Source organism: Agrobacterium sp. RAC06, from assembly GCF_001713475.1.
GTDB lineage: Bacteria > Pseudomonadota > Alphaproteobacteria > Rhizobiales > Rhizobiaceae > Allorhizobium.
This window is the reverse complement of record NZ_CP016499.1, coordinates 655,069-672,645: the sequence shown is the minus strand read 5'-3', so window position 1 is coordinate 672,645 and position 17,577 is coordinate 655,069. Positions and strand designations below refer to the sequence as shown.

Sequence of the window (17,577 nt, the reverse complement as noted above, 5' to 3'; positions counted from 1 at the left end):
CCCTGATGCAGGTCACGCGCCGGTTCACGCTGCTCGGTTGTTCCTCGTCTCCCGGCGTCCCCAGGATCAACGGCGACTGGGGCAATTGCGACCCTGAAAATCCGCGCAACCGGCGGACCCGCGCGTCCTTCCTGATCGAACAGATCGGACCCGATGGCGGCAAGACGACTGTCGTCGTTGATACCGGCCCGGATTTTCGCGAGCAGATGATCCGCGCCAAGGTCGAGCATCTCGATGCCGTCGTCTACAGCCATGCCCATGCGGATCATCTGCATGGCATCGACGATGTCAGAGGCTATTTCATCACGCAGAGAAACCGAATCCCGATCTATGCGGAGCCGTTCACCATGGCCCGTATCGAGGAAGGTTTCGGCTATTGCCTGAAGACACCGCCGGGTAGCAGCTATCCGCCGATCGTGGCGCCGGTCATTGTCGAGGACATGGACCAACCCATCGTAATTGATGGCGCCGGTGGTTCCATAATGCTTCTGCCGCTGGTCCAGCAGCATGGTGACATCATATCGCTCGGGTTTCGGATCGGTGATGTGGCGTACTGTTGCGATGTCTCCGACTTTCCCGAAGAGACGGTCGCCAAGCTCTCAGGGCTTGAGCTGCTTTACATCGACGCACTGCAGTACCGGCCGCATCCGAGCCATCTGACGCTCGAACAGGCACTCGGCTGGATCGAGCGTCTGGCGCCCAAACATGCGGTGCTCACGCATATGCATACGCCGCTCGACTATGAAACCGTGATGGGTGAGACGCCGCCGCATGTCGAGCCAGGCTACGATCAGTTTGTCATGGAATTTGAATTGGATATCTGTGTTTCCTGAGAAGCTGAGTTTGCTGCGAGGCGGTGATATTCAATGCATTGTGACCGGACTAGGCCCACTACAATGTGCACATAAGTTCCATAATCTATCTTATGCGATCTTTGTTTGTAGCCGCAAAGTTAGAATGTCCTGTTTCTGCAAAGTTGGAATGTCACACTCCCCGGTCCTGAACGATGCGTGGGAGATTGCAGATGGGATTGATAGCGATGAGCGAGCGTGATCTGCAGCGGATCGAGATTCTGTCGAGGGTAGTTGCCGGGCGGATGACCACGGTTTCAGCGGCGCATGTGCTTGACCTGAGCGAGCGTCAGGTACGCCGGCTGCTGGAGCGTATCCGGACCGGCGGCGCGGCGTCGATCCGTCACAAGGCGATCGGCCGGCCCTCAAACAATCGGATCAGTGACGGGGTTCGCGATTATGCGATAACGCTGGTCCGCGAACGTTATGCAGATTTCGGTCCGACGTTGGCAGCCGAGAAGCTGACTGAGCGCGATGGCTTGCGTGTGTCGCGCGAGACGGTGCGCGGTTGGATGTCCGATGCTGGGCTGTGGTTGTCGCGCAAGCAGCGCCGGACGTTTCATCAACCGCGACTGCGGCGCGAAGCCTATGGCGAGCTGGTGCAGATCGACGGGTCAGAGCACCGCTGGTTCGAGGATCGTGGACCATCGTGTTCGCTGCTGGTGTTTGTCGACGATGCGACCGGCAAGTTGATGCAGTTGCGCTTTGTGCGTTCCGAAAGTGCCTTCACCTACTTCGATGCGCTGGAGCTCTATCTCAAGCGTCACGGCGCACCGATTGCCTTTTATTCGGACAAGCATTCGGTGTTTCGGGTGGCGAAGAAGGATGCCAAAGGTGGCCAGGGCATGACGCAGTTCGGACGTGCGCTTTGCGAGTTAAATATCGAGATTCTTTGTGCAAACTCGAGCCAGGCCAAAGGCCGTGTTGAGCGGATGAACCGGACGCTGCAGGATCGGTTGGTCAAGGAGCTGCGGCTCGCAGGGATCGCGACCATGGAGGCGGGCAATGCGTTTCTGCCTGTTTTCATGGAGGACTACAATGCGCGTTTTGCGGTTACCCCTGCCCGTTCGGACGACCTGCACCGGCCGCTGAATCTGGCGCCGGATCGGTTGACGGAGATCCTGTGCAAGCGCGAGCAGCGCTATGTCGGATCGCAACTGACGTTCTCGTTCGAGGGCAAGCGGATCATGCTGGAGGAGAGCGAAGTCACGCGTGGTCTAGTTGGCAAATATGTCGAGACCTACGCCTATGCAGACGGCCACCTGGACATTCGTTGGAAAGGCCATTCCCTGCCCTACACGGTGTTCGACAAGGAGCAGCGGGTAACGCATGCGGCGATCACCGAGAACAAGCGGCTGGGTGACGTATTGGCCTATATCAGGGAGCGCCAGGAACAGCAGGACAAGCCGAAAGTAAAGAGCAACAGCGGCAAGAATGGTTACGTCAAGCGCGTTGGGAAGCCTGGCCGGCGGACGGACTTCATGAGTGATCCGGTGGTGATTGCCAAGCGGACGAAGGCATTGTCGCGGCAGGAGGCTGCGGAATGAAGTGCCGTACAATGGTCTCAAAGCTAAAGCCGAAGCGGTGTGCCCCCACCCGCCCCGATCTGATCTTGCAAGCGGGTCTGCCGCTCAGATCGGGGCTGATCGTGGTGCTGTGTGGCGACTGCTGCGGACATTTTAACTTTGCAGCACAGCGGACATTCCAACTCCTCCGCCACATTGTTTGTATGGTCGAGGCGCTCGGTCGGGCGCTTCCCCATGCTTAGAGATCAGCGACCTGCAGGATGGTCTTGGCCGAGATCTCGGTTTCCTTGGGATAGCCGAAGGCATTGTTGATGTAGGTGACGCCGTCGATCTCCTTGTTGCGGTTCAGATGGCTGTGTCCATAGAAATGCTTCGAGGATCCAAGCGAACGAATGCGGCGCTCCAGGCGGTCTGTGCCGAGCACCGGAAACAGCGCCTTGTGCTTCTCGGGATAACGCGCCGGCATCAGGTCGATGCGCGGCACGAAATGCGAGACGCTGTAGATGGCATCAAAGCCTGACGTATCCGGCATCACGTTCATCGCGTCGAAACGGGCCGCGACCTCGGCGGGGTCCAAGCCTTCCCAGTTGCATTTGTAGAAATCCATCCAGCCGCGGCGGATGGTCGGACCTGGCTCGCCAAAGGAATAATCATACCAGGCGAGCATCGGCACGATCAGGGTCTTGCCGATGGCAACCGGTCGGGTCTCGATACCGTAGCCGTGGCAGAGGGCATTCAGAGTTTCGAATTTCTCGAAGGACGGCCCCTTCCCGCTTCTCGCCGTCCAGAGATCGTGATTGCCCGGCAGAAAGAGCACCTTGGCGTAGCGCGGAACCAGTTCGTCGAAACAGGCTTTCACCAGATCGAGTTCGTCGGAGAGATCGCCGGCAACGATGAGCACGTCATCGGTGAAATCGGCGCGGGACAGCGCTCGCAGCCAGTCGAGGTTCTGACGATAATCGACGTGAAAATCGGATCCGAGGAAGAGGCGCATGCTCAAGGGATCCGCTGCGGTTTCGAAGACATGGTAGCCTTCTAATCGAATTTCACGGCACGGCAAGAGACGGCGGAGGGCTCGATATCTCCGCCGCATCGCGTATCGCTTCAGTCGACGACCGTAGGCAGAGGCGGGGCCGATACCACTTCCCGCCACTCGCTGGCCAACTTCAGCGGCAGCGTGGCGCGGATATCCTCGGCATTGGCGGCAATGACGAGCTCGTATTCGCCGGCTTCGGCAATCCAGGCGCGGGCTTGCGGATCGAAGTAAGCGAGGTCGCGGACGGCGAGCGAAAGCCTTGCCGTCGCAGTCTCGTCGGCCATGACATGCAGCTTGGCGAAGGCCTTCAGTTCCTTTACCGGACGCCGCAGGCGCGACGCCTTTGACTTGACGTAGAGCTGGACCAGTTCGGCCCCTGCCCGGTCGCCTGTGTTCGTCACTTCGATTTCGATAGCAACGCCGTCAGCCCCCATATCGACGCTCGAGGCACGCGGCACGGACCAGGCAAATGTCGTGTAGGACAGGCCGTAACCGAATGGGAAGAGCGGCTTTGCGCCATCCGCATCATGGTGGCGATAGCCGACCGCGAGGCCTTCCGCGTAGACGACATGGCCGTTTTCGCCCGGATACGTTCTGGGATCACCTGTCATGGTGGAATTGTCGGAAAGACGCTGCGGGAAGGTCTGCGGCAGACGCCCGCCAGGCTCGGCATCGCCAAAGAGCACGTCGGCAATCGCATTGCCCGCTTCCTGGCCCGGATACCAGGCCTCGATGACGGCCGAGACCTTGTCGAGCCATGGCATTTCCACCGGGCCGCCGGTCTGGAGGACGACAACGGTGCGCGGATTGACGGCTGCGACCTTCTCGATCAGTTCCTCCTGCCGTCCGGGCAGGCGCATGTTGGGCAGGTCGAGGCCTTCGGTATCCCACTCCCCTTCCCGGCCAACAAGTAGGATGGCGAGGTCACAGGCCTTGGCTTGCTCGACGGCCTCGGCGATCGCCGCATCGGACGTCGGGAGTTCCACGCCGAAGCGCACGGCACGGATCTCGATGCCCTCATAACCCTCGGGCATGGCGCGGTAATCGACGCGGATCTCATAGCTGCGTCCGGCTTCGAGCGGCTTTTCGACCCGCACTTCGGTATTCCCGAGGCCGAAGAAATTGTCGCCTTTCGCCCAGCCGGTCTCGCCATCCACGACAAGTTCGCCGTCGACATAGAGCTTGGCGAAGCCCGCATTGGTGAGGCCGAAGATATGGTTGCCTGTCTCCTCGGGGCGGAAGCGCGTGGTGATGCGCGCCGAGAAATTCCGAGGGTCGAGGGAAGCATCCGGCATGTCGAGCCAGAAGAACTGGCTTTCCTCGGCCGTGGAGCGCTGCACGACTGGGCCGGACCAGTCACGTCCATGGAAGAAGTCGACGGAGACCTCGCCCCTGATCATCTGCGTCAGGCGGTTATTCCGGCAGGCCTTGAGGTGGATGACGCGATTGGTACCCGACAACGCTGTGCGAATGCCCTCGAGCGGGCTCACCTTGTAATGCGCGTTGATCTGGGCGCTGCCGCCGCCCATCACACGCGGTTCGGCGGCGTTGGGGCCGAGTACCGCGATACGGTCGAGGGCAGATTTGTCGAGCGGCAGGATGCCATCATTCTTCAAGAGAACCATGCCCTCGGCGCCAAGTTTGCGGATGAGCGCACGGTGTTCGGGGCGATCGACGGCCTTCTCTTCTTCCATCTTCGGGTCTTCGAATGCTCCGACTCGCTCGAGCAGCAAGAGCATGCGGCGTGCGGCAGCCTTGACGGTTTCGGCCGGCACCCTGCCCTCGCGGACGGCTGCGACCAGCTTCTCGCCACGATCGCGCGTCGGACCGGGCATTTCAAGATCGAGCCCACCAATGACAGAGGCTTCTGTCGTATGCGAGCCGAACCAGTCGGACATGACGATTCCGTCATAGCCCCATTCCGCGCGCAGCAGTTCGGTCAGCAGCCAGTGATTTTCGCTGGTCCAGACACCGTTCAACCGGTTGTAGGAGGACATGATCGCCCAGACGCCAGCCTTTTTCACGGCCGCCTCGAAGGGCGGAAGGTAGATCTCGCGCAGGGTGCGCTCGTCGAGATCCGACGACATGGTCTGCCGCTCGACCTCGCTTTCATTGGCGACGAAATGCTTGATCGTGGCAGCGATGCCCTGCGACTGCACCCCCTCGATATAGGCGACCGCCAGCGCCGAGGTCAGCATCGGGTCCTCCGAATAGCATTCGAAGTTGCGGCCGTTGAGGCCAGAGCGGTGGATGTTGACGGTCGGCGCGAGAAGGACCCGCGCGCTCTTTGTCTTCGCCTCTTCAGCCAGTGCCACGCCCATATCGCGCACCAGCGCGGGGTTCCAGCTGGCGCCGATGCCGATGGCTGCGGGGAAGCAGGCCGATTTGACGCCGCCGACCAGCGATCCACCACCGCGTGCGCCGTTCGGCCCGTCGGTCACCTTGATCTTGGGAATGCCGAGGCGTTCAACCGCAACCGTGGTCCAGAAATCTGCCCCCGCCAGCAGCGCAACCTGCTCCTCAAGGGTCATCTGGTCGAGCAATTCGTCGAGCACGCGTCTTCCTCCTGATCTCATGTCTCGGGGCACGCGGTGATCCCCAAGATGATGCTTTTGTCAGGAGCCAACGACAAAGGCGCCAAGAATACAAGGGCAATATGCACGTCATGGCTGTTTAGAGCGCCCGGCCGCGCAAATTTGAGTTCGCTCAAAGTTGTCTGTTGACCATCGACTTATCAGAAACTACCTGTACGACAGGTTGGCGTGATGGAGGTCGCGTTTCAGCCTCGGACAGAGCGACGGCGCATGTGGAGGCATGCGGCACGTCGGCGGAAGGCGGGCATACTGTCTTGCGCGGCTGGACGATCATTCGGAGGAACGGCCGGGATCCCCGGCATTGGGAGGACTGATCATGAAACTGACCCGCAGAGGCGCCACCTTGGCGCTCGCCACACTGTCATTGGCAGGCATTTTCGCAGCACCGGCACAGGCGGCCATGGAGTTCAAATGGGCGCATGTATACGAGACCGGCGAGCCCTATCACACGCAAGCGATGTGGGCGGCCGAGGAGATCAAGAAGCGGACCAATGGCGAGATCTCGATCTCTGTCTTTCCGGCCTCGCAACTCGGCAATGAGAACCAGATCAACGAGGGACTTGGCCTCGGGACCGTCGACATCATCTACACCGGCGTTGCCTTCGCCGGCGCCATCCACAAGCCGATCGCGATCTCCAATGCCCCCTTCATTCTCAGGGATTTCGACCACTGGCAAGCCTATCGCGACAGCGACCTCTTCAAGGGCATTGCGGGCGGCTACGACTCTGCGACCGGCCACAAGGTGCATGCGCTGACCTATTACGGCCAGCGGCATCTGACAGCGAACCGGGAAGTGACCAAGCCCGATGACATGAAGGGCATGAAGCTTCGCGTCCCGCCCGCTCCGCTCTTCCTGATGTTCACCAAGTCTGTCGGTGCGAATGCCACCCCGATCGCCTTTGCCGAAGTCTATCTCGCCCTGCAGCAGGGCACGGTCGATGGCCAGGAGAACCCTTTGCCGACGATCATGGCCAAGAAGTTCTACGAGGTACAGAGCCATATCATGCTCAGCGGCCATATCACGGAATCGCTCCTGACCATCGTCGGTGGCCATGTCATGGGGCAGTTGTCCGATGAGCAGAAGGTTGTCATGGATGAGGTCCTGAAAGAGGCCGCCTCCCGCGCGACGGATGAGATCCGTGCCGCAGAAGGCCGTCTTGCCGACGAGTTCCGGGGCCTCGGAAAGACGGTTGTCGAGGTGGATCGCCAACCATTCATCGATGCGGCTGTGCCTCTGCACAACGATCCGGAGTCCGGCGCCGGCTGGTCTAAGGAGCAATACGACGCCTTGCAGGCGCTCTGACACTTCGCGCGTTCAAGATCTCTGGCTGTGGCGCCCGGCGCCGCAGCCGCTTCAGTGGCCAGCCAGCGCGGAGCAAGGCGCATGACACACGAGCCGATTGACGAGCCTGTGAGCGCAGCCACCATGCTGCATCTGGAAGACGAGGCCGATCCACCCATCGTTTTCCGCGTTGATGATGTCCTCGCTTTCTGCCTGTTCTGGCTGCTCGGCGGCGTCACCTTTCTGCAATTCTTCAGCCGCTACGTCCTGAATGATTCCGTTGCCTGGACGGAAGAAATCGGGCGCTATCTGCTGATCTGGGTGACCTTCTTTGGCGCCGCCATCGTCTTCAGGCGACGAACCAATATCGCCGTCGAGGTGATCGTCGACATGCTTCCCCGTCCGCAGGCAAGGATCATGCGTTGCATCGCGGATGTCATCACGCTCGGCTTCGTGATTCTGCTCGTCTGGTTCGCCTGGAACCTGACCCAGCGCATGATGATCCAGCGGATGACCGTGATCGATGTGTCGATGAGCGTGGTCTATGGCGGCGTGCTCGTCGGCTGCCTGCTGATCCTCTGGAGGGCTGTTCAGGCCTTCATCTCCAATGCCAAGCGTCGCTGGGATCCTGTGTCGGATCCCTCGCAGATGTTCGATTGAGGTCTGGCTATGGTCCTTCTTCTTGTCGTCTTCTTCGTCCTGCTCCTGATCAGCGTCCCGGTCTTTGTCGCACTCGGCGGAGCCTCCTTGGCCTATACGCATTTCATCGGCAATCTTCCGGACTTCGTCGTACTGCACCGGATGGTGGGGGGCGTTGACAGCTTTCCGCTGATTGCCGTGCCCTTCTTCATCCTGGCGGGAAATTTGATGAACTCCGCCGGGATCACCAACCGGATCTTCGACTTTGCCACGGCGGCCGTCGGCTGGCTGAAGGGCGGACTTGGCCATGTCAACGTGATTGCATCGGTGATCTTTGCCGGCATGTCCGGGGCGGCCGTCGCGGATGCGGGCGGGCTTGGTACGATCGAAGTGAAGGCCATGCGGGACCGCGGATACAATGATCACCTCGCCGTCGGTGTGACTGCCGCATCGTCGACGATTGGACCGATCATCCCCCCGTCCCTGCCGATGGTGATCTTCGGGGTGATGGCGAATGTCTCGATCGGACAGCTGTTCGCCGCAGGCTTCATTCCGGGCCTGCTGATGGCCGGCTCCCTGATGCTTTACATCACCTGGTATTCGTGGCGGCACAAGATCGGCGCAGATCAGGCCTTTCGTTTGCGCGTGCTGGCAACGAGTTTCATTAACGCCGTACCCGCGCTGCTCACACCGGCAATCATCATCGGCGGGATCGCCACAGGGGCCTTCACGCCGACGGAGGCTGCGATTGCGGCCTGTGCCTGGGCGCTGATCCTCGGCTTTGTCGTCTATCGGACACTGTCGGTGAAACGCTTCTACCAGATTTCGATCCAGACGATCGAAACGACGGCGTCTGTCCTGGTCATCGTCGCGGCTGCCTCGCTGTTCGGCTGGGTGTTGACGGTAACCCAGGTCACGGCGCAGTTCACGGCACTGCTTTTGACGATCACCGATGACCCGATCATGCTGCTTTTGATCATCAATGTGATCATTCTGATCGTCGGCTGCTTCATGGAGACGATCGCAGCGATTTCGATCCTTGTGCCGATCCTGATGCCGGCCGTCCTGCATGTCGGGATCGACCCGGTTCAGTTCGGTGTGGTGATGGTGCTCAACCTGATGATTGGCCTGATCACGCCGCCAATCGGCATGGTTCTGTTCGTGTTGGCCAGGGTGTCCAACCTGTCGATCGAGAAAACGGTGAAAGCGACCGCACCCTTTCTCATCCCTCTCTTCGCCGTCTTGATGCTGATTACGGTGTTTTCCGATCTGACACTCTGGCTGCCCACACTTTGGTACCGCTGAGCGGCGGATGTGAGCATGCCCCGCTCACATCCGCTTGAACGGACTTCCCATTGTCACGAATCGGCCTATCCTTTTATTTCGGACTTCCTGAAACAAGGGGATGATGATGCGCATGCGGATTGGAGTTGCCCTATTTCTCATGGCCGGCCTGCTCGCTGCCCCGGCCATTGCCCAGCAGGATGCTAAGACCGAGGCCGCGGGTCTCGCCAAGGACGTGATCGAGCAGCAGATCGCAGCCTTCCTCAATGACGATGCGACGACCGCCTATTCCTTTGCCTCGCCGGAGATCAAGTCGGTGTTCCCCAATGCCGAGCGCTTCTTCGATATGGTGAAGAAAAGCTATGGCCCCGTCTACAGACCGGGCAACTACGCCTTCGGCCGCAACCAGGTCTCACCCGACGGTACAGTCGCCTATCAGGAAGTGCTGATCTCGGCGCCTGACGGCAAGGACTGGGCCGTCTATTACGAGCTGAAGCGCCAGCGCGATGGGCAGTTCGCCATCAACGGTGTCCGCATCAAGCGCGAAACGAACAGTCAGGGCATCTGATCTGAAAGATGGGTGGGCGGCATGACCGCCCTGCCCTGACCTTTATCAGACCGGGTCGATGTCGCCGCGTGCCCACATCTCGATCGTTTCGGCCTTGAAATCCTCGAACCGGTCTTCCGCGATCGCCTGGCGGATGCCTTGCATCAGTTCCTGATAGTAGCTGAGGTTGTTCCAGGACAAGAGCATGCCGCCGAGCGCTTCATTGGAACGCACGAGGTGATGCAGATAGGCGCGCGAGTAGTCGCGGGTCGCCGGGCAGGACGACTGCTCGTCCAGCGGGCGCATGTCTTCGGCATGTCGGGCATTGCGGATGTTGACCTTGCCGCGACGAGTGAAGGCGAGGCCATGGCGACCAGAGCGGGTCGGCATGACGCAGTCAAACATGTCGATGCCTTCAGCGACCGATTTCAGCATATCGTCCGGCGTGCCAACGCCCATAAGGTAGCGCGGCTTTTCGGTGGGCAGCACTGGCAGCGTGATGCGCAGCATGTCGAGCATGACGGCCTGGGGTTCGCCGACGGCGAGACCGCCGATCGAGTAACCCTTGAGGTCGAGTTGCTTCAGGCCCTCTGCCGAGCGGATGCGAAGCGCCGGCTGGTCGCCACCCTGAACGATGCCGAACATGGCCTTGCCGGGCTGATTGCCAAAGGCGACGCGGCAACGTTCGGCCCAGCGTAGCGACAGTTCCATGGCGCGCTCGATCTCGCGCGGTTCGTTGGGCAGCGCCACGCATTCGTCGAGCTGCATCTGGATGTCACTGTCGAGCAGGCCCTGGATCTCGATCGAGCGTTCCGGCGACATATGGTGCAAGCTACCGTCGACATGGCTCTTGAAGGTCACGCCCTGCTCATCGAGCTTGCGCAGGCCTGACAGCGACATGACCTGGAAGCCGCCTGAGTCGGTCAGGATCGGGCCGGGCCAGCGGATCAGCTCATGCAGGCCACCAAGGCGCGCGACGCGTTCGGGGCCGGGGCGCAGCATCAGGTGGTAGGTATTGCCGAGAATGATATCGGCGCCGCCTTCCTTCACCTGGTCGAGATACATGGCCTTGACCGTGCCGACGGTGCCGACGGGCATGAAGGCCGGTGTGCGGACCGTGCCGCGTGGCATGGTGATCTCGCCGAGACGGGCTTTGCCGCTGGTGGCCTTCAGATTGAACGTGAAATTCTCGGACATCGGTCAGTCGTCTTTCCGGAAGAGCAGGCTGGAATCGCCGTAGGAATAGAAGCGGTACCCGGTCTCGATGGCGTGGGCATAAGCGTCCCGCATCGTGTCGAGGCCGGCAAAGGCGGAGACCAGCATGAAGAGCGTGGATTTGGGCAGGTGGAAATTGGTCATCAGCATGTCCACCGCCTTGAAGCGGTAGCCGGGCGTTATGAAGATGCCTGTCGAACCCGACCAGGCGGGGATGTGGCCATTGTCCTCGGCGGCACTTTCGAGCAGGCGCAGGGAGGTGGTGCCGACGGCGATGATGCGGTTGCCACGGGCACGCACGGCATTGAGGGCGGCGGCCGTCGCGGGCGAGATATAGCCGATCTCCTCGTGCATCTTGTGCTCGGCGGTATCGTCCGCCTTGACCGGCAGGAAGGTGCCGGCGCCGACATGCAGGGTGACGAAATGGCGCTCGATGCCTGATGCGTCGAGTTTCGCGAAGAGGTCGGGTGTGAAATGCAGGCCGGCGGTCGGGGCCGCAACCGCACCCTCCTCGCGGGCATAAATGGTCTGGTAGTCGGCGCGATCCATTTCATCTTCCGGCCGCTTGGCTGCGATATAGGGCGGAAGCGGAATGTGGCCGACGGTAGCGATCGCCTGATCGAGGTCGGGGCCCGAGAGATCGAAGGCGAGGTCGATTTCGCCCGCCTCGCCCTTTTCGGCGACGGTCGCGACGAGGGAACCCGTGAGGCAGGCGGCGCCCTCGCCCTGCCCTAGACCAAAATCGATGCGATCACCCTGCTTGATGCGCTTGCCGGGCTTGGCAAAGGCCTTCCATCTGGAGGCACCAACCCGCATATGCAGCGTGCAGGAGACCGCGATCTCTTCCGCGCCGTCACGATGGCGGATGCCTTCGAGTTGGGCCGGGATAACCTTTGTGTCGTTGAACACAAGCGCATCGCCAGGTCTCAGGAACGACGGCAGGTCGTAAACATGGTGGTCTTCGAGCACCTGCGTGGCATTCGGCCGTACCACCAGGAAGCGGGCATGGTCGCGCGGGCTTGCGGGCCTGAGCGCAATATTGTCGTCCGGAAGATCGAAGTCGAAGAGGTCTACACGCATCGCTGTCTGTCAGAATGTGGGTGGAAGATCTAAACGCGAAAACCCGCCCGGGTGCCAGGCACCGAGGCGGGCTTCGTGTGGCTTTAAGCCGATCAGGCGTCGGCGGCAACCTTCATCGAGACGATCGAATCGGGATCGCTGACAGGCTCGCCCTTCTTGATCTGGTCGATGATGTCCATGCCTTCGATGACCTGGCCCCAGACGGAGTACTGCTTGTTCAGCCACGGTGCGTCGGTGAAGCAGACGAAGAACTGCGAGTTGGCCGAGTTCGGGCTCTGCGAGCGCGCCATGGAGCAGGTGCCGCGGACATGCGGAGTGGCCGAGAATTCAGCCTTCAGGTCCGGCTTGTCGGAGCCGCCCATGCCGGCACGGCCGGGGTTGAAGTCGGATCCGCCCTTCTTGCCGAACTTCACGTCGCCGGTCTGGGCCATGAAGTCGGGGATGACGCGGTGGAAGACAACGCCGTCATAGGCGCCTTCGCGCGACAGTTCCTTGATGCGGGCGACATGGCCGGGGGCCAGATCCGGGAAGAGCGCGATGACGACCTTGCCCTTGGTGGTTTCCATCAGGATGGTGTTTTCCGGATCCTTGATCTCGGCCATGGTGTTTCTCCTTGGATTGGGGCGTAGCGCCCTTTTGATATCAGTTGCGACCGACGGTGACCTTGACCATGCGGTCTGGGTCGGTGACTTCGCCGTTGCCGCCTTCGCCGCGCTTGATCTTGTCGACATATTCCATGCCGGACACGACCTTGCCGACGACCGTGTACTGGCCGTTCAGGAAGCCGCCTTCGGCGAACATGATGAAGAACTGCGAATTGGCAGAGTTCGGGTCCTGGCTGCGCGCCATGCCGACGGTGCCGCGCTCGAAGGGCACACTCGAGAATTCAGCCTCGATGTCGGGCAGGCTGGAGCCGCCGGTACCGGCACGACCCGGCTCGAAGCCGTTTTCCATGTCTCCGAACTGCACGTCGCCTGTCTGGGCCATGAAGCCTTCGATCACGCGGTGGAAGGCGACATTGTCATATTCGCCCTTGGCGGCGAGATCCTTGATCTGCGCAACGTGCTTCGGTGCCACGTCCGGCATCAGCTGGATCACGACCGGACCCTCCTTCAGCTGGATGGTCAGGAAGTCTTCGTTGGACTGGGCCTGGGCGGAGCCGAAACCGACTACAGCCAGAAGGAATGCGGTTGCGAGTTGGACGAGCTTCATGATCACTCCCGTTCTGAAAATTGCGGCTCAGCGGCCGTATCTGGAATTGAGGGCAGCCAGCACCGGGGCCGGCACGAAGGAGCCGACATCGCCACCCATGGCGGCGATCTGGCGGACCAATGTGGCGGTTATGGGCCGCGAGGCGGTTGCCGCCGGCAGAAAGACGGTCTGCAGATCCGGCGCCAGGGTGGCATTCATGCCGGCAAGCTGCATCTCGTAGTCAAAATCGGTTCCGTCGCGCAGACCGCGCACCATGATCCGGGCGCCATGCCTGCGGGCGGCATCGACGGCGAGGTCGGCGAAGGACACGACCTCAAGGTCCCCTGCCCTGTCCGGCAGAACTGCAACAAGCGACGCACGGATCAGATCGGCACGCTCTTCGTAGGTAAACAGCGGCGTCTTTCCCGGATGCGTTCCGATTGCGACCACCAGGCGATCGCTGATGTTCAGCGCCTGAACGATTACGTCCAGGTGGCCGTTGGTCATCGGATCGAAAGAGCCAGGATAAAATGCGGTCGCCATGAGAACCCGTCGGTTGGTTTCGCTCGCCTTTTGTCACGGAAGGCGGCTGATCGCAAGCACTCTGAGCGCGCGTCTTTTTCACGTATTTCCCAAATGGCGCTCCGGGTCAGACCGCTGAACCGCAGATGAACGCGCCATTCAAGCGTGCTTCAGGCCGAGAGAACTAAGTTCGAATCATCAACCAAACCGAGACAGTTCAAGGACGTTCCAATGCTCGCTCTTCTGATCGCTTCCGCCATCGCCGCGTCTCTGCTCATCGAGCTTGGGCTGATGGTCGCGCGGGACTGGATGGAGCTGTCGCATTGGACTGCGAAGATGAACGGGAGATGAACGACACGTTCAAGAGGACTTCAGGCGCATCCCGCTAAACGTCTTCCTACACTGTGCGGGAACTATTTCCGCACGCAAGCATTTTACGGCAGCGAATGCCAGCATTCAAAGGACTAAAGCAATGCATGACAAAGTTACCCTGATCAACCTCGTATGGATGATGATGATGACTGCCATGGTTGCCACCTCTGCAACCTTTTACATCAAGGATAGCAGTGACGCTGCATTCTACGGCCCCCCGATGACGGCCCGTTACCATAGCTTCGGCCACTAATCGGATACGAGTTTTCGCCGCTAGAAACGCAACGACACGCTGAGAAAGAAAGGAATGACATGTTTATCACCCTGTCTGTTCTGGCTGCTCTGATCAGCGGCATGTTCGTCGCCTCGGTCGCCTCGGCGCTCACGGCCTTGAAGCGCGAAAACGACGATTTCCGGGCCATGATGGAGCGCCGCAAGGCTTTCTGAGACCGATCCCAAGCGGTCACAGTCGGTGGATCCACACACCGGCCCAAAAACAAGACCGCGTCAAACTTGATGCAGACCTCCAGCAAAAAGCCCGCTCGGATCACAATCCGGCGGGCTTTTCGTTTGTCGATTGATGAATGGAGAAACCGGCCCTTGCGGGCCGGCCAGATGTCATTCCGTAGGGGCCTCGCCGCCTGCGTCTTCGACCGGAGCAGCAGTGCCCTCGCCATCGACGCCTTCCGAAGCCTCAATGACTTCGTCATCCGCTTCCGGTTCAGTGATGCGCTCGACCGAAACAACCTTCTCATCCTTCGCGGTCGAGAAGATCGTCACGCCCTTGGTCGCACGGCTGGCGATGCGGATACCGTTGACCGGTACGCGGATCAGCTGGCCGCCATCCGAGACGAGCATCAGCTGGTCTGTTTCCTCGACCGGGAAGGCCGCAACCAGCTCGCCGATTTCCGCCGTCTTAGACGTGTCGGTAGCACGGATGCCCTTGCCGCCGCGTCCGGAGGTACGGAAATCGTAGGACGAAGAGCGCTTGCCATAGCCCTTCTCGGAGACCGTGAGCACGAACTGCTCGCGGGCCTTGAGCTCCTGATAGCGCTCTTCCGACAACTCGCCTTCGGCGCCGACTTCTTCGCCAACCAGGGCGATATCGTCTTCGTCGACGCCCATGGCCCGGCGCTCGGCTGCCGAACGCTTGAGATAGGCCGCACGCTGCCACGGTTCGGCATCGACATGCGCAAGAATGGTCATCGAAATGAGACGGTCGCCATCGGCCAAGGTCAGACCACGGACACCGATCGAGTTGCGGCCGGCAAAGACGCGCACTTCGTCGACCGGGAAGCGGATTGCCTGACCAAGCGCCGTTGTCAGCAGCACGTCGTCATGTTCGGTGCAGGTCTCGACGCCGAGGATCTGGTCGCCCTCTTCCTCGAGTTTCATAGCGATCTTGCCGTTGCGGTTGACCTGGATGAAGTCGGACAGCTTGTTGCGGCGAACCGTGCCACGGGTCGTCGAGAACATGACGTCGAGATTGCCCCAGCTTGCCTCGTCCTCAGGCAGCGGCATGATCGAGGTGATACGCTCGCCGGGCTCCAGCGGGAACATGTTGATCATCGCCTTGCCGCGCGAGGTTGGCGTACCGATCGGCAGACGCCAGACCTTTTCCTTGTAGACGATGCCGCGCGAGGAGAAGAACAGAACCGGCGTGTGAGTGTTGGCGACGAACAGGCGGGTAGCGAAATCCTCGTCCTTCATCGCCATGCCGGAGCGACCCTTGCCGCCACGGCGCTGGGCTCTGTAGGTCGTCAGCGGTACGCGCTTGATGTAGCCGGCATGCGAAACGGTGACCACCATCTCTTCCCGGGCGATCAGATCCTCGTCGTCCATATCGGGACCGCCATCGACGATCTGGGTACGGCGCGGCGTGCCGAATTCGTCGCGGATCGCGGTGAATTCATCCTTGATGATCTGCTGGATGCGAACGCGCGACGAGAGGATGTCGAGATAGTCCGAAATCTCCGCGCCGATCTTGTTCAGCTCTTCATCGATTTCGTCGCGTCCGAGTGCCGTCAGGCGAGCGAGACGCAGTTCGAGAATAGCGCGTGCCTGCTCTTCCGACAGGTTGTAGGTGAGGTCCTCGTTGATCCGGTGGCGCGGATCGTCGATCAGGCGGATCAACGATTCGACATCATGGGCCGGCCAGCGGCGCGTCATCAGCTGTTCGCGGGCGGTTGCCGGATCCGGCGCCTTGCGGATGAGCGCAATGACTTCGTCGATATTGGCAACGGCAATCGCGAGACCGACCAAGACATGGGCCCGGTCACGTGCCTTGCGCAGCAGATACTTGGTGCGGCGGCTGACGACTTCCTCGCGGAAGTTGACGAAGGCGCGCAGCATGTCGAGCAGGGTCAGCTGTTCCGGCTTGCCGCCGTTCAGCGCCACCATGTTGCAGCCGAAGGAGGTCTGCAGCGGCGTGTAACGGTAGAGCTGGTTCAGGATGACATCGGCATTGGCGTCGCGCTTCAGCTCGATGACGACGCGGTAGCCATCGCGGTCGGATTCGTCGCGCAGGTCGGAGATGCCCTCGATGCGCTTTTCGCGCACGAGTTCGGCCATCTTCTCGATCATCGTCGACTTGTTCACCTGGTAGGGGATCTCGGTGATGATGATCTGCTCGCGGTCACCGCGCATGGGCTCAACGCGGGCGACGCCGCGCTGGACCACGGAACCGCGACCCGTCTCATAGGCAGACCGGATACCCGAGCGGCCGAGGATCATGGAGCCGGTCGGGAAGTCGGGACCCGGAATGATCTGCATCAGTTCCGGCAGCTCGATCGCCGGATTGTCGATCAGCGCCGTGCAGCCGTCGAGAACCTCCACCAGGTTGTGCGGCGGGATATTGGTGGCCATGCCAACCGCGATACCGCCCGCACCATTGACCAGCAGGTTCGGGAACTTGGCAGGAACGACGACCGGCTCCGACATGGTGCCGTCATAGTTGTCGCGGAAGTCGACCGTTTCCTTGTCGAGGTCGTCGAGCAGCGCATGCGAGACCTTCTGCAGGCGGCATTCCGTGTAACGCTGTGCTGCCGGCGGGTCGCCGTCAACGGAGCCGAAATTGCCCTGGCCGTCGATGAGCGGCATGCGCAGCGACCATGGCTGCGCCATACGGGCGAGCGCGTCATAGATCGCGGAGTCGCCATGCGGGTGATACTTACCCATGACGTCACCGGTGACGCGGGCGCTCTTGACGTATTTCTTGTTCCAGTCGAGGCCGAGCTCGTTCATGCCGTAAAGGATACGGCGATGCACGGGCTTGAGCCCGTCACGCACATCGGGAAGTGCGCGGCTCACGATCACGCTCATCGCGTAATCGAGATAGGACCGCTGCATTTCCTCCATGATGGAAATAGGCTCGATGCCTTGCGGGAACTTGCCGCCGCCGGGAGTGCTTTGCTCAGTCAAATCAGGTCACGATCTCTG

Annotated in this window: 16 protein-coding genes; 8 read left to right on the top strand and 8 right to left on the bottom strand. The window is 60.9% G+C overall.

Features of this window, described 5'->3' with window-relative positions:
• Positions 1-5: 5 nt before the first annotated feature.
• Both BSY240_RS03110 and BSY240_RS03105 read left to right on the top strand, forming a co-directional pair.
• Entirely contained in the window at positions 6-833 is an 828-nt protein-coding gene (locus BSY240_RS03110) for an MBL fold metallo-hydrolase (protein WP_069041387.1), read from the top strand.
• 191 nt (positions 834-1,024) lie between these two features.
• On the top strand, positions 1,025-2,398 hold the full coding sequence (locus BSY240_RS03105) for an ISNCY family transposase (protein ID WP_069041386.1): 1,374 nt from the start codon (positions 1,025-1,027) through the stop codon (positions 2,396-2,398).
• Between the two features lie 217 nt (positions 2,399-2,615).
• Here the strand turns inward: BSY240_RS03105 and BSY240_RS03095 are convergent, their stop codons facing one another.
• Together BSY240_RS03095 and BSY240_RS03090 are read right to left on the bottom strand one after the other, a co-directional pair.
• Positions 2,616-3,371: a metallophosphoesterase gene (locus BSY240_RS03095; RefSeq protein ID WP_069041384.1), complete on the bottom strand. Its 756-nt coding sequence runs from the start codon at positions 3,369-3,371 to the stop codon at positions 2,616-2,618.
• Between the two features lie 110 nt (positions 3,372-3,481).
• Positions 3,482-5,968, bottom strand: coding sequence for a glycoside hydrolase family 3 C-terminal domain-containing protein (locus BSY240_RS03090; protein ID WP_069041383.1), 2,487 nt, complete (start codon positions 5,966-5,968; stop codon positions 3,482-3,484).
• Between the two features lie 361 nt (positions 5,969-6,329).
• Between BSY240_RS03090 and BSY240_RS03085 the strand changes: the two genes are divergently transcribed.
• From BSY240_RS03085 to BSY240_RS03070, 4 genes are all read left to right on the top strand, one after another.
• A complete protein-coding gene (locus BSY240_RS03085) occupies positions 6,330-7,310 on the top strand; it encodes a sialic acid TRAP transporter substrate-binding protein SiaP (RefSeq protein WP_371418478.1) in 981 nt (326 codons plus the stop codon).
• An 81-nt stretch (positions 7,311-7,391) separates the two neighbouring features.
• Positions 7,392-7,949 carry a TRAP transporter small permease gene (locus tag BSY240_RS03080; protein WP_069041381.1) on the top strand — a complete coding sequence of 186 codons (558 nt, stop codon included), beginning with the start codon at positions 7,392-7,394 and terminating at the stop codon, positions 7,947-7,949.
• A 9-nt stretch (positions 7,950-7,958) separates the two neighbouring features.
• Positions 7,959-9,233, top strand: a complete 1,275-nt coding sequence (locus BSY240_RS03075; protein WP_083229547.1) for a TRAP transporter large permease — start codon at positions 7,959-7,961, stop codon at positions 9,231-9,233.
• 112 nt (positions 9,234-9,345) lie between these two features.
• A complete protein-coding gene (locus tag BSY240_RS03070) occupies positions 9,346-9,780 on the top strand; it encodes a DUF4864 domain-containing protein (RefSeq protein WP_069043809.1) in 435 nt (144 codons plus the stop codon).
• Between the two features lie 45 nt (positions 9,781-9,825).
• Here the strand turns inward: BSY240_RS03070 and tgt are convergent, their stop codons facing one another.
• The 5 genes from tgt to coaD all read right to left on the bottom strand — a co-directional run bounded on the left by tgt (position 9,826) and on the right by coaD (position 13,788).
• The gene (tgt, locus tag BSY240_RS03065; RefSeq protein WP_069041379.1) at positions 9,826-10,956 is read right to left on the bottom strand and encodes a tRNA guanosine(34) transglycosylase Tgt; all 1,131 of its coding nucleotides are present in this window, start codon (positions 10,954-10,956) and stop codon (positions 9,826-9,828) included.
• Between the two features lie 3 nt (positions 10,957-10,959).
• Positions 10,960-12,054, bottom strand: a complete 1,095-nt coding sequence (gene queA, locus BSY240_RS03060; protein WP_069041378.1) for a tRNA preQ1(34) S-adenosylmethionine ribosyltransferase-isomerase QueA — start codon at positions 12,052-12,054, stop codon at positions 10,960-10,962.
• Positions 12,055-12,146: 92 nt separating this feature from the next.
• Positions 12,147-12,656: a peptidylprolyl isomerase gene (locus BSY240_RS03055; protein WP_069041377.1), complete on the bottom strand. Its 510-nt coding sequence runs from the start codon at positions 12,654-12,656 to the stop codon at positions 12,147-12,149.
• A gap of 40 nt (positions 12,657-12,696) precedes the next feature.
• The gene (locus tag BSY240_RS03050; protein WP_069041376.1) at positions 12,697-13,266 is read right to left on the bottom strand and encodes a peptidylprolyl isomerase; all 570 of its coding nucleotides are present in this window, start codon (positions 13,264-13,266) and stop codon (positions 12,697-12,699) included.
• Between the two features lie 27 nt (positions 13,267-13,293).
• Positions 13,294-13,788, bottom strand: a complete 495-nt coding sequence (coaD, locus tag BSY240_RS03045; protein WP_069041375.1) for a pantetheine-phosphate adenylyltransferase — start codon at positions 13,786-13,788, stop codon at positions 13,294-13,296.
• 451 nt (positions 13,789-14,239) lie between these two features.
• Between coaD and BSY240_RS24075 the strand changes: the two genes are divergently transcribed.
• Both BSY240_RS24075 and BSY240_RS24485 read left to right on the top strand, forming a co-directional pair.
• Positions 14,240-14,392, top strand: coding sequence for a hypothetical protein (locus tag BSY240_RS24075; RefSeq protein WP_153762199.1), 153 nt, complete (start codon positions 14,240-14,242; stop codon positions 14,390-14,392).
• Positions 14,393-14,451: 59 nt separating this feature from the next.
• Positions 14,452-14,586, top strand: coding sequence for a hypothetical protein (locus BSY240_RS24485; RefSeq protein ID WP_256367283.1), 135 nt, complete (start codon positions 14,452-14,454; stop codon positions 14,584-14,586).
• Positions 14,587-14,757: 171 nt separating this feature from the next.
• Here the strand turns inward: BSY240_RS24485 and gyrA are convergent, their stop codons facing one another.
• Positions 14,758-17,559 carry a DNA gyrase subunit A gene (gene gyrA / locus BSY240_RS03040; protein ID WP_054148127.1) on the bottom strand — a complete coding sequence of 934 codons (2,802 nt, stop codon included), beginning with the start codon at positions 17,557-17,559 and terminating at the stop codon, positions 14,758-14,760.
• Positions 17,560-17,577 lie beyond the last annotated feature (18 nt).

Bases quoted from the DNA above. Each gene is read 5' to 3' on its own strand.
- BSY240_RS03110 (WP_069041387.1), top strand. From the start codon at position 6: ATGCAGGTCACGCGCCGGTTCACGCTGCTCGGTTGTTCCTCGTCTCCC.
- BSY240_RS03105 (WP_069041386.1), top strand. From the start codon at position 1,025: ATGGGATTGATAGCGATGAGCGAGCGTGATCTGCAGCGGATCGAGATT.
- BSY240_RS03095 (WP_069041384.1), bottom strand. From the start codon at position 3,371: ATGCGCCTCTTCCTCGGATCCGATTTTCACGTCGATTATCGTCAGAAC.
- BSY240_RS03080 (WP_069041381.1), top strand. From the start codon at position 7,392: ATGACACACGAGCCGATTGACGAGCCTGTGAGCGCAGCCACCATGCTG.
- BSY240_RS03075 (WP_083229547.1), top strand. From the start codon at position 7,959: ATGGTCCTTCTTCTTGTCGTCTTCTTCGTCCTGCTCCTGATCAGCGTC.
- BSY240_RS03070 (WP_069043809.1), top strand. From the start codon at position 9,346: ATGCGGATTGGAGTTGCCCTATTTCTCATGGCCGGCCTGCTCGCTGCC.
- tgt (WP_069041379.1), bottom strand. From the start codon at position 10,956: ATGTCCGAGAATTTCACGTTCAATCTGAAGGCCACCAGCGGCAAAGCC.
- queA (WP_069041378.1), bottom strand. From the start codon at position 12,054: ATGCGTGTAGACCTCTTCGACTTCGATCTTCCGGACGACAATATTGCG.
- BSY240_RS03055 (WP_069041377.1), bottom strand. From the start codon at position 12,656: ATGGCCGAGATCAAGGATCCGGAAAACACCATCCTGATGGAAACCACC.
- BSY240_RS03050 (WP_069041376.1), bottom strand. From the start codon at position 13,266: ATGAAGCTCGTCCAACTCGCAACCGCATTCCTTCTGGCTGTAGTCGGT.
- coaD (WP_069041375.1), bottom strand. From the start codon at position 13,788: ATGGCGACCGCATTTTATCCTGGCTCTTTCGATCCGATGACCAACGGC.
- BSY240_RS24075 (WP_153762199.1), top strand. From the start codon at position 14,240: ATGCATGACAAAGTTACCCTGATCAACCTCGTATGGATGATGATGATG.
- BSY240_RS24485 (WP_256367283.1), top strand. From the start codon at position 14,452: ATGTTTATCACCCTGTCTGTTCTGGCTGCTCTGATCAGCGGCATGTTC.